At 74.7% G+C, this 11,893-nt stretch carries 7 protein-coding genes; 1 reads left to right on the top strand and 6 read right to left on the bottom strand.

Annotated elements, in window-relative coordinates; all coding sequences use genetic code 11:
- Positions 1 to 237: 237 nt before the first annotated feature.
- Positions 238 to 3,702 (bottom strand): ATP-dependent DNA helicase, encoded by a 3,465-nt coding sequence (locus EST92_RS27690; protein WP_129283477.1) that lies wholly within the window; start codon positions 3,700 to 3,702, stop codon positions 238 to 240.
- Positions 3,703 to 3,908: 206 nt separating this feature from the next.
- Positions 3,909 to 4,322, bottom strand: a complete 414-nt coding sequence (locus tag EST92_RS27685) for an MGMT family protein (RefSeq protein WP_129283476.1) — start codon at positions 4,320 to 4,322, stop codon at positions 3,909 to 3,911.
- Positions 4,323 to 4,963: 641 nt separating this feature from the next.
- Between EST92_RS27685 and EST92_RS27680 the strand changes: the two genes are divergently transcribed.
- Positions 4,964 to 7,579 (top strand): lysylphosphatidylglycerol synthase domain-containing protein, encoded by a 2,616-nt coding sequence (locus EST92_RS27680; RefSeq protein ID WP_254069057.1) that lies wholly within the window; start codon positions 4,964 to 4,966, stop codon positions 7,577 to 7,579.
- A 99-nt stretch (positions 7,580 to 7,678) separates the two neighbouring features.
- Here the strand turns inward: EST92_RS27680 and moeZ are convergent, their stop codons facing one another.
- The 4 genes from moeZ to EST92_RS31415 form a co-directional block, all read right to left on the bottom strand.
- On the bottom strand, positions 7,679 to 8,857 hold the full coding sequence (gene moeZ / locus EST92_RS27675) for an adenylyltransferase/sulfurtransferase MoeZ (protein ID WP_129251038.1): 1,179 nt from the start codon (positions 8,855 to 8,857) through the stop codon (positions 7,679 to 7,681).
- 97 nt (positions 8,858 to 8,954) lie between these two features.
- Positions 8,955 to 9,776, bottom strand: coding sequence for a spherulation-specific family 4 protein (locus EST92_RS27670; protein WP_129283474.1), 822 nt, complete (start codon positions 9,774 to 9,776; stop codon positions 8,955 to 8,957).
- Positions 9,764 to 10,720 (bottom strand): NAD-dependent epimerase/dehydratase family protein, encoded by a 957-nt coding sequence (locus EST92_RS27665; protein WP_129251040.1) that lies wholly within the window; start codon positions 10,718 to 10,720, stop codon positions 9,764 to 9,766. Before EST92_RS27665 ends, EST92_RS27670 begins: the two co-directional genes overlap by 13 nt.
- Positions 10,721 to 10,973: 253 nt before the next feature.
- Positions 10,974 to 11,893: hypothetical protein (locus EST92_RS31415; RefSeq protein WP_129283473.1), on the bottom strand; the 920-nt coding region annotated here is incomplete at its 5' end.

The raw sequence follows: 11,893 nt of genomic DNA, 5'->3' as shown, positions 1-11,893 counted from the left end.
ACGGGAGGGGCCGCGCCGCAGGACGAAGTCCGGAGGAGCGGCACCGCAGCCGACAAACCCACGCCCGCCGCAGGCGCCACGGCGAGTAGCCCTGCGGCGGGTCAGCCGACGATGTCGGGGGCGCCGCAAAGCGCAACGGCGACCAACACCCACGGCGGGACGGCCGACAACGTGCGCCGCGCCGCAAAGCGCAACGGCGAGCAACACCCACGGCGGGCCAGCCAAAAACGTGGGAAGTCACTCAACGACGTGCCTCCCCTCCGGCTGTGCGCTGCACGACGACCGGAAGGTGCAGTGGGTGCAGTGGGTGCCGGTGGTGGGAGTGAACCGCTCCTCCAGGACGCGGCCCGCGGCGGTGGCGAGCAGTTCGCCGACCCACTCCCCCTCCAGTGGCTGCTGCGCCTGGACGGCGGGCAGCGTGTCGCCGCCTTCCTTCTGGGGTGCGCCCAGGCGCAGATGCACCAGTTCCGCGCCGCCCGGGTCCGGGGTGCGGCCGTCGAAGGCGTCGTCGAGGGCGCCCTCGCGCACCGCGAGCTGGTAGACGGCGAGCTGGGGGTGGCGGGCGACCTCGGGTCCGGTCGGTTTCTGTTTGCCGGTCTTGAAGTCGACGACGTACGCCCGTCCCTGCGCGTCGCGGGAGACGTGGTCCATGCTGCCGCGGATCCGGACCTCGTAGGTGCCGGCTCTCAGGGTGAGGTCGAAGCCGTGCTCGGTGGCGACGGTGTCCCGGCCGCGGGTCTCGCGTTCCATGACGTGCCAGCGCAGAAAACGTTCCAGGGCGGCGCGCGCGGTGTCCTTTTCCTGGCGTGACTTCCAGGGGGCGTCGAAGGCGAGGGAGTCCCATACGGAGTCCAGCCGCTCCATCAGGACGGCCAGATCGGCGGGGGTGCGGCCGGAGGCGACCTCGTCGGCGAGGACGTGCACCACGTTGCCGAAGCCCTGGGCGGCGGTGGCGGGGCTGTCCGCCTTGACCTCGCGGCCCAGGAACCACTGGAGGGAGCAGGTGTGCGCGAGCTGGTCGAGGGCGCTGCCGGAGAGGACCACGGGACGGTCGCGGTCGCGCAGCGGGACGCTGCTGTGGGTGGGTTCGTGCAGGCCCCACCAGGTGTCGGGGTGGGCGGCCGGCACCAGGGGGTGGTGGTCGTCGTCGCGGAGGGCGGCCAGCCGCGCGAGCCGCTGGGCGGCGGCCTCGCGCAGCGCGGGGGTGGCGGCCGGGTCGACGGTGGTGGCGCGCAGCTCGGCGACGAGGGCGGTCACCGAGAGGGGGCGGCGCGGGCGGCCGGTGACGTCCTGGGGGGTGACGCCCAGCTCGGTCAGGAAGCGGGACGGCTGGTCGCCGTCGTCGGCCGCGGCCTTCACGGCGGTGACGACCAGCCGTTCGCGGGCGCGGGTGGCGGCCACGTAGAACAGCCGGCGTTCCTCGGCGAGCAGCGCGCCCGCGGGGAGCGGCTCGGCCAGGCCGTCGCGGCCGATCCGGTCGGCTTCCAGGAGCGAGCCGCGCCGGCGCAGGTCGGGCCAGAGACCCTCCTGCACGCCGGCGACGACGACGAGCCGCCATTCCAGGCCCTTGGCGCGGTGGGCGGTCATCAGGCGTACGGCGTCGGGGCGCACGGTGCGGCGGGTGAGGGTGTCGGCGGCGATGTCCTGGGCGTCGAGTTCCTCCAGGAAGTTGAGGGCGCCGCGGCCGCCGGTGCGTTCCTCGGCGCGGGCGGCGGTCTCGAAGAGGGCGACGACGGCGTCCAGGTCGCGGTCGGCGTTGCGGCCGGCGGCGCCGCCGCGGTGGGCGGCGCGTTCCAGGCGCTGCGGCCAGGGGGTGCCGTCCCACAGCTCCCACAGGGCCTGTTCGGCGGTGCCGCCGCCGGCGAGGAGCGTGCGGGCCTTGTGCAGCAGCAGGCCGAGCCGCTGGGCGCCGCGGGCGTAGCCGGGGTCGTGGGCGACCAGGCGCTGGGGTTCGGCCAGGGCCCGGGCGATCAGCTCGTCGGAGGGGCGGGGCAACGGCTGCCCGGCGCTGCGTTCCTCCTCGCGCAGGGCGCGGCCCAGCCGGCGCAGGTCGGCGGAGTCCATGCCGCCCAGCGGGGAGGTCAGCAGGTCGGTGGCGGTTTCGGCGTCGAGCCACCGGGGGGCGCCGGCGTCGTCGTCCGGTGCGGCCTGCCCGGGTCCGGCGTCCTGGGGAGCGGCCTCGTCGGACGGGGCGTCAGGGGTGGCGGCGGGGTCGTGGCGCAGGGCGGCCCGTGCCGCCGCCCGTAGTGCCGTCAGCAGGGGGGCGACCGCGGGTTCGTGCCGCAGCGGCAGATCGTCGCCGTCTATGTCGAGGGGGACGCCGGCCGAGGTGAGCGCGCGGCGCACGGCGGGCAGCGAGCGCCCGCCGGCACGGACCAGAACGGCCATCTCGCGCCAGGGCACCCCGTCCTCCAGATGGGCGCGGCGCAAGATGTCGGCGATGTTGTCGAGTTCGGCGCCGGGCGTCGGGTAGGTGTACGCCTCGACGCGCCCGCCGTCCCGTACGGGCACGGGCTCGCGGTGGGCGCGTACCTTCGCGGCGGGCAGGCGGGTGAGCGGCATCCGGCGGGTGAGCAGCCGGGTGGCGGCGAGCAGGGCGGCGCCGGAGCGCCGGGAGGTGCCGAGGACGGCGACCGGGGCGGGGGCGCCGTCGCCGCGCCGGAACGTCTCGGGGAAGTCGAGGATGCCGTTGACGTCGGCGCCCCGGAAGGCGTAGATCGACTGGTCGGGGTCGCCGAACGCGACGAGCGTGCGTCCCGGGGAGCCGGGTGCGGCGGACGCCGTGTGGTTGCCGGCGAGTGCGCGCAGCAGCCGTACCTGGGCGGCGTCGGTGTCCTGGTACTCGTCGACGTAGACCGCGTCATAGGCGGCGGCCAGCTGCGCCGCGGTGTCGGTGTGTTCGGCGAGCAGCACCGCGCGGTGCACCAGCTCGGCGTAGTCCAGTACGCCCTGGGCGTCCAGGACGTCGAGGTATTCGGCGAGGAAGCCGGCCGCGGCGCTCCAGTCGGGGCGGCCGGTGCGGGCGGCGAAGGCGGCGAGGGCGTCGGGGCCCAGGCCCAGTTCGCGGCTGCGGGCGAGCACCGCGCGGACCTCGTCGGCGAAGCCGCGGGTGGTCAGGCACGCCCGCAGCTCGTCCGGCCAGCGCACCCGGCCGCGGCCCGCACCGGCCAGTTCCGCCTGTCCTTCGAGGAGTTCACGGACCACGAGGTCCTGCTCGGGTCCGGACAGCAGCCGCAGTGGGTCGGCGAACAGCTCGGCGTCCTGGTGGGCGCGGACCAGGGCGTAGCAGAAGGAGTGGAAGGTCGTCGCCTGCGGGATGCCCGGCCGGCGCGGACCGCTGCCGGGGCCCGCGGGCCCGGCGGGCGGTGCGTCCGGTCCCGACAGCCGGGCCGCGAGCCGGTCGCGGAGTTCGACGGCTGCCTTGCGGCTGAAGGTGAGGACGAGGATCCGTTCGGGGTCGTCGCCGGAGCGCACCCGGCGGACCACCGACTCCACCAGCGTCGTGGTCTTGCCGGTGCCCGGCCCGGCCAGCACCAGCAGCGGCCCGTGCCGGTGGTCAACCACGCCGCGCTGGGCTGCGTCCAAGGCAGGAGGATCCACCCGCCCCGGCGCGGTGCGCACCAGCCGGTACGCGCCGGCGGCGTCCCGCCGCGCCGCCCGGTGGGGCTGCGTGGGCGGGGCGGCCGAGAAGGAGGAACTCACGTGGATCGCCGGTCCTGAGGAGGGTGCTGGTCGTGGAGCAGAGGGGCTGCGGGCCGCCGCGCGGTGCGCGGAGCGGGTCGGGCTGCCGGCCGGGCGGCGCGGCGCGCGGCGGGGCCGTCGGCCGGACGGCGCTGCCCGACGCTACGCCAGGTGTCCGGTGGGCCCGGCAGCGGCCTCCCGGTGCGCCGGGCGGCGGGGCGCCGGCACTACGGCAGCCCGCTGGGAGGGGTCCCTTCCTGGCGCCCGTCCCAGCGGGCGCGCCGCATGTCGAGGCGCGGTATGTGCCCGCGCGTCACCAGGGCGCCCCGGCTGCGCCCTGCGGGGGTGTCCCCCGTCGGGGTGGTGCGCAGCGGCGTGCCCTCGTCGCGGTAATGGGCGAGCGCGCGCAGTTCGCTGCCGGGCAGCAGCACGCCGTCCGCGCGCACCACCCGCCACCAGGGCACCGCGCCGCCGTAGAGCGCCATGACCCTGCCGACCTGCCGCGGTCCTCCCTCGTCGAGCCACTCGGCGACGTCCCCGTACGTCATCACCTTGCCCGCCGGGATCAGCTCGGCGACGGCGAGGACCCGTTCCGCGTATGCGGGGAGCTCACCCGCCGTCGAATCTCCGGTCCCACTCATTCGGTCCATCCTGCCGCACGGCACCGACAATGGGATCGGGCACCCGGTGGTGCACCACCGGGCAGGTCGCCGGGGCGGCGCCGCCGGCCCCGGTCGGCGGCGGGTGTTCCGCTTCCCGCTCCCCCGAAATGCACCCTGATGCCCTCCTCCACCGGTCGGTCGTGCCACCATCTTCCGGACGGTGACTGGTGATACGAGATCAAGAAGAGACGGCCGAGCAGCAGGGCGCGGCGCCTCCACGGGAGGCGGGCGCCCCTGAGGCGCGGTCCGTCGACGCCGCCGGCACCGCGCACGGACCGGCCGCAGCGACCGAGCTGCCGGAGCGGAAGCAGGCGGCACCACAGGGGAAGCACCAACGGAGGCCGGCCACGGCTTCCGCTACCGAAAAGGCGAGCACGATCGAGAAGGCCGAACGACCAGAGGCGTCCGAGAGGCCACAAGGACCCGAGGAGCCCGAGCCAACCGAGCGGCACCAGGAGGAGCGGGACGACAAGCAGTCCGATCAGGGCAAGGACGGCCGGGCCGGGCAGGACCGCGGCGCGCAGGACCGCGGCGCGCAGGACCGCGACGGGGACCGCGGCGAGCGGCCGGCGTCCGGGGCGGCCCGGGGCCGGGCCCGCACGGGCGCGCACCGCAGCGACCTGACCGCGGACGAGCACGGCGAATTCCACGTCGACCGGGTCTCCGGTGACGAGCCGCTGCTGCCCGCCCGGGTGCACCGGCCCTCCGACCTGCTGCGGCTGCTGCTCGGCATGGCCGGGATCGCGCTCGTCCTCGCGCTCACCACCTTCGCGCACGGCACCACCCAGGGCCTGGAGAACGACATCGGCACCGGCGCCAAGGCGGCGCCCCCGCTGCTGATCAACCTGGCGGGGCTGACGTCCAGCGTCGCGGTGCTGATCGTGCCGGTGGCGTTCGCCGTCGAGCGGCTGATCAAGCGGGACGGGCTGCGGATCGCGGACGGGGTGCTCGCCGCCGTCCTCGCCCACGGGGTGTCGCTGGCCACCGACCTGTGGGTGGCCGACTCCGCCCCCGCCTCCATCCGGGACGCGCTGACCCAGCCCCTCGCCAACGGGTCCCTCTCCGCCCCGGTGCACAGCTACCTGGCGCCCGTGATCGCCTATATGACGGCGGTCGGCATGTACCGGCGGCCCCGGTGGCGGGTCGCGATGTGGTGCGTGCTGCTGCTGGACGCGTTTGCGGTGCTGGTCGGGCGGTACACCACACCGTTCGCGATCATCACGACCGTACTGATCGGCTGGACCGTGGCCTACGGGACCCTCTACGCCGTCGGCTCCCCGAACGTCCGTCCCACCGGCCAGAACCTCCTCGCGGGGCTGCGCCGGGTCGGCTTCCACCCGGTCTCCGCGCTGCGGGCGGAGGACGCCGGCGCGGAGACGCCCGAGCACACCGACCGCGGCCGCCGCTATCTGGTGACCCTGGAGGACGGCCCGCCGATCGATGTCACCGTCGTCGACCGCGAGCAGCAGGCGCAGGGCTTCTTCTACCGGGTGTGGCGCCGGCTGTCACTGCGCGGCATCAATCAGCGCCGCAGTCTGCAGTCGCTGCGCCAGGCGCTGGAGCAGGAGGCGCTGCTGGCGTACGCGGCCATCGCGGCCGGCGCGAGCGCCCCGAAGCTGATCGCGACCTCGGAGCTCGGCCCGGACGCGGTGATGCTGGTATACGAGCACATCGCCGGCCGCAGCTTCGACTCGCTGGCCGACGAGGAGATCACCGACACACTGATGCACAGCGCCTGGCGGCAGGTCGAGGCGCTGCAGTCGCGGCGGATCGCGCACCGGCGGCTGGTCGGTGACGCGCTGCTGGTGGATCGTTCCGGCAACATCGTGCTGACCGAGCTGCGCGGCGGCGAGATCGCGGCCGGGGACCTCGTCCTGCGGATGGACATCGCCCAGCTGCTGGCCACCTGCGGTCTGCGGGTCGGTGCCGAGCGGGCGGTGGCCGCGGCCGTCGAGGTGCTCGGCCCGGACGCGGTCGCCGACAGCCTGCCGCTGCTCCAGCCGATCGCGCTCAGCCGCACCACCCGTGCCACGCTGCGGCAGCTGGCCCGCGAGCGCAGCCAGCGGGAGCGCGATGCGGTGCTGGCCGCGTCGCAGGCCGCCAAGGAGGCCCGGGAGGCGCGCGAGGCGGAGGGCACCAAGGACCGCAGGACGCTGCGGGCCGAGCGGCACGCGGAGAAGAACGCCGAGAAGCGCGCCCTGGACGAGGCCTCGGAGGAGGCCCGTGAGGAGGACCTGCTCGCGCAGATCCGCAGACAGGTGCTGCTGATCCGTCCGACGGCGGTGATCCAGCCCGCCAAGCTGGAGCGGCTCAGCCCGCGCATCCTGATCAGCTGGATCGCCGGCGCCTTCGCGGTGTATCTGCTGCTGTCCCAGCTCACCCACTTCAACCTGGGCGACGTGGTCAGCAAGGCCGGGTGGGTCTGGGTGCTGGTCGCGATGTTCTTCTCGGCGCTGACGTACATCGCGGCGGCGATGAGTCTGCTGGGGTTCGTCACGGAGCGGGTCTCGTTCGTCCGGACGGTCATCGCGCAGATCGCGGGCAACTTCGTGAAGCTGGTGGCGCCCGCGGCGATCGGCGGGGTGGCACTCAACGCCCGCTTCCTGCAGCGCGCCGGGGTCCGGCCCGGTCTGGCGGTGGCGAGCGTCGGCGCGTCCCAGCTGTTCGGCCTGGGCAGTCACATCCTGCTGCTGCTGATCTTCGGCTATCTGACCGGCACCCAGGAGCAGACCGCGCCGATCTCGCCGTCCCGTACGGTCATCGCCGGACTGCTGACCGTGGCCGTGCTGGTCCTGGTCGTCACGGCGGTGCCGGCGCTGCGCAAGTTCGTCTCGCGGCGGGTGCGCTCGCTGTTCGCGGGGGTGGTCCCACGGATGCTGGACATCCTGCAGCGGCCCCGGAAGCTGATCACCGGCATCGGCGGGATGCTGCTGCTGACGGCGGCGAACGTGATGTGTCTGGACGCCTCGATCCGGGCCTTCGGCGGCGGCGACAAGCTCACCTACGCGAGTATCGCGGTCGCCTTCCTCGCCGGTAACGCGCTGGGCTCGGCCGCGCCCACCCCGGGTGGTGTGGGCGCCGTCGAGGGCGCGCTGATCGCCGGGCTGACCGTGGCCGGGCTCGACGCCGGCACGGCGTTCCCGGCGGTGCTGCTGTTCCGGCTGCTGGTCTTCTGGCTGCCGGCGCTGCCGGGCTGGCTGGCGTTCAACTATCTGACGCGCAAGGGCGAGATCTGACCGGGACCGGCCGCCGCACCGGCCGGTCCCCCGCCGCAGCGCACGAAGGCGCCGGTCCGTACGAGACGGACCGGCGCCTTTGCGTGGGGTGCGGGGCGGTCAGTAGACCGGCTTCTCCGGCTCGACCGTGTTGACCCAGCCGATGACGCCGCCGCCGACGTGCACGGCGTCGGCGAAGCCCGCGGACTTCAGCACGGCCAGGACCTCCGCCGAGCGGACGCCCGTCTTGCAGTGCAGGACGATCTTCCGGTCCTGCGGGAGGTCCTGGAGGGCGGTGCCCATCAGGAACTCGTTCTTCGGGATCAGCCGGGCGCCCGGGATCGAGACGATCTCGAACTCGTTCGGCTCGCGGACGTCGATGATCTCGATCTTCTCGTCGCCGTCGATCCACTCCTTGAGCTGCCGGGGAGTGATCGTCGAGCCGGCGGCGGCCTCCTGGGCCTCCTCGGAGACCACGCCGCAGAACGCCTCGTAGTCGATGAGCTCGGTGACGGTCGGGTTCTCCCCGCAGACCGCGCAGTCCGGGTCCTTGCGGACCTTGACCTGACGGTAGGTCATCTCCAGGGCGTCATAGATCATCAGCCGACCGACGAGCGGGTCACCGATACCGGCGAGCAGCTTGATGGCCTCGTTGACCTGGATGGAGCCGATGGAGGCGCACAGCACACCGAGGACGCCGCCCTCGGCGCAGGAGGGCACCATGCCGGGCGGCGGGGGCTCCGGGTAGAGGCAGCGGTAGCAGGGGCCGTGCTCGCTCCAGAACACCGACGCCTGACCGTCGAAGCGGTAGATCGAACCCCAGACGTACGGCTTGTTCAGCAGCACACAGGCGTCGTTGACCAGGTAGCGGGTGGCGAAGTTGTCGGTGCCGTCCACGATCAGGTCGTACTGCGCGAACAGCTCCATGACGTTCGTGGAGTCCAGGCGCTCTTCGTGGAGGTTGACGGTGACGTACGGGTTGATGCCCAGCACCGTGTCCTTGGCGGAGGCCGCCTTGGAGCGGCCGATGTCCGCCTGGCTGTGGATGATCTGGCGCTGCAGGTTCGACTCGTCGACCTCGTCGAACTCCACGATGCCGAGCGTGCCGACGCCGGCCGCGGCCAGATACATCAGTGCGGGCGAGCCCAGGCCACCGGCGCCGACGCACAGCACCTTGGCGTTCTTCAGCCGCTTCTGCCCGTCCATCCCGACATCGGGGATGATCAGGTGGCGGGAGTACCTGCGGACCTCATCGACGGTGAGCTCGGAAGCGGGCTCGACCAGGGGTGGCAGCGACACGGGAACTCCGTTGGTCGGTCTTGATGGGGTTCCCCCCCGCACGGGCGGAGCCGAGAGTGGGGGAGATTGCTCTCCCGTAACACTGCCACGCCCTTCTTCATTCCGAGACACCTGTTCCGATGCGCGAGACGAAATCGTCCCAGTAACCGGGCAGTGACGCCCAGGCGTCACCGGCGACACCTGCCGCCTCGGCGGCCCGGCGGTCGGTGAGGTACACCGTGCCCGCTCCCTGCCAGCGGGCGATCCGCAGTGCCTCGTCGAGATGGCTGCGGGGCACCCCGTGAACGAGGTGACAGAACCGCTCCGGAGGGTAGTCGGCGGTCCACTCGGCCGCCTGGGACCAGCGGTAGTCGTCCCAACCACCGGCGAAGGTGACGAGCTGGTCGGCGGACTCGGCATAGCCGGGGTGGGGGTGGCTGCCGTGCCCGAAGACGAGGTGGCCGCCGCCGCACAGGGCACGCAGGGTGGTGGCCAGGCGCCGCGTCGCGGGCAGCCGGTTCCGGTCGGTGGGGCAGCGGTCCAGCCAGAAGCCGTCGGCCCGGTACCACTCCAGGTAGCGGCGGGCATCGGTGAGCAGCTCCCCGAAGGGGCGGGTCCCGAGCCCCAGGTCGAGGTGGCCCAGTATCCGTACGCCCGTCTCGCGCACCCGGGCCGCGGCCGGCAGGCAGTGCGGGTCGGGGCGGGCGCCGGGCCCGTTGGACACATTGAGCACCGCCCAGTGCACCGCGCCGGGCCGCACCGGCGCCGGGCCACCGCGGCCCGGCGCGGCCCGCGGCAGGAAACCGCCGGCGCAGCGCAGCAGTTCGGCCCACTCGGCGGGGGCCAGCAGCGGATGGGCGAAGCCCGGTACGCCGATGCCGGCCCCGGTGGCGCCGGTCGGGGCGCGGCTGCCACCGGCGGAGGTGGTCAGATGCGACATGCGGCCTCCATCCAGATGTCCGCGAGGGACTCCTCCAGCACGATCCGGGGGCGCCAGCCGAGCCGGTCGCGGGCGGTGCGCACATCGGCCTGCTGCCAGGTGCCGCAGCCGTCCGGATACGGGTAGGTGGCGGGCGGCGAGCCGACCGGGTGCTCGGGGGACGGGCCGGGGATGACGAGCCGGGCGGGCGGGGAGTCGATCTCGTGGAGCGCACCGCCGAAGCCGGCGACCCGGGCGAGCACGGACGCGGCCTCGCGCAGCCGGACGGCGCGGCCGGTCCCGATGTTGACGACGCCCTGCGCGGCGGACAGCGAGGCGGCGTGCACCGCGCGGGCCACGTCGCGGACGTCGACGAAGTCCCGCTGCACCCCGAGCCCGCCGAGCTTGAGCTCGCTGTCGCCGGACTGCATGGCACGGCGCATCGCCTCGGCGAGCCGGCCCAGCGGCGACCCCGCCGGGGTGCCCGGGCCGACCGGCGAGAAGATCCGCAGCACGACCGCGTCCAGCCCGGAACCCAGGACGAGTTCGGTGGCGGCGAGTTTGCTCACGCCGTACGGGCCGCCGGGGCGGGGCACCGCGTCCTCGGCGGTGGAGGAGCCGGGCTGGGAGGGCCCGTACTCGGACCCGCAGCCCAGGTGGACGAGCCGGGCACCGCAACTACTGCGGCGCAGCGATTCGCAGATGGTGGCGACCGCGACGGTGTTGTGCCGGGTCAGCTCGCGGGCGCCGCCGCGGGTGGCGCCCGCACAGTTGACGACGACGCCGGGGTGGACCGCGTCGAGGAAGCGGGTGAGCGCGCCGGGGCTGCCGGTGGCGAGGTCGAAGCGGACATCGGCGTCGTCGCCCCGCCCCAGGGCGGTGAGCTGGACGGCGGGGTCGGCGAGCAGACGGTCGGCGACATAGCGGCCCAGGTAGCCGTTGGCGCCGATGAGCAGCACCCTCATCGTGCATCCCCCCGGTCCGCGTGGCGTGTGGTCGGCTGGACGTTCATCTGTCGTGCTCCTAAGGCGGATCGAGGGAAGTACGTCGTCGGCCGCGGAGCCGGGGCCCGCCGCGAGGACGGGGGCCGCATGGGGGGTGAGGTCCGCGGCGAAGGGGCCGGGGCGGCCGTTTCGGGGTGCCGCTCCGGGGGTGGCGCGTGGTGGGGGTGTCCGTGTGGGGGTGCGGGGAGCCGGGGGCCGGTGGTCGTCCGGTGGGTCACGGCCGGTGTCCCTCCGCCGGTCCGAAGGGGGCGGGCGAGTGCGCGCAGGCTCCGGTGAGCGCCCGCAGGCCGTAGCCGAGCAGCCCCAGGGCGGCGGCCGTGCAGGCCACCGCGGGCACCGCGGCCGGTCCCGCGGCCCCGGTCAGCGCCTCGACCGGGACGGCCAGCGGGTGCAGGCCGGGGAGCCGGGCGATCAGCACCAGGGTCAGTGCGAGGTACTCCAGGGCGGCGGCCGAGGCCAGGCCCGTGGCGGCCGCCTCGGGGAAGCCGTGCACGGTCAGCAGCCGGGCGAGGAAGAGCAGCACGCCCAGGGCGGCCGCCGCGGCCGGTGCCGTCCTCCCGTCGTCGCCGAAGGCCGCGTCCGCGCCGAGGAGCAGGCCCACCAGGGCGGCCAGGAAGAGCAGGGTGGCCGCCGGCAGCAACGGCCGTACCCGGGCGGCGAGTTCTTCGAGGCCGCGGCTTTCGGCCACCGCGCGTCGGGCGCGCACCGCGAACCAGTGGGCACAGCCGGCCGCGGGCGCGAGGGCGAAGGTCAGTGCCACGGCGGTGGCGACGGCGGCCCGGGGAGCGGCGGGCGGCAGATCGGGGCCGCCGGACAGCAGCTGGGCCAGCAGCCAGTCGCCGTAGACCGCGTACCCGGCCGTCCAGCAGAGCCACAGGCCGGTGGCGCGCGGCCCGCTGCCGTGGTGGCACCGCCGCAGCGGTCCGGACCGTACGGCGAGCCGGACGGCGAGCGCGAGGAGTACGGCGCCCCCGGCGCCGACGGTGCTGCGGACGGCGGGGGGTGCCGGGCCGGCGGCGGCGACGGCGGCGACGGTCGCGGTGCAGACGGCACCGGGCAGCAGCTGGAGCGCCGCGCGGACGCCGCGGGAGCGCCGACCCCGTCCGGTCCCTGATGCACCGTCATCAGGAGCTG

It is taken from the genome of Streptomyces sp. TM32, from assembly GCF_004122755.1.
Classification (GTDB): Bacteria; Actinomycetota; Actinomycetes; order Streptomycetales; family Streptomycetaceae; genus Streptomyces; species Streptomyces sioyaensis.
Note: the sequence above shows the minus strand (reverse complement) of the source record. Positions and strands in the feature narration are given on the sequence as shown.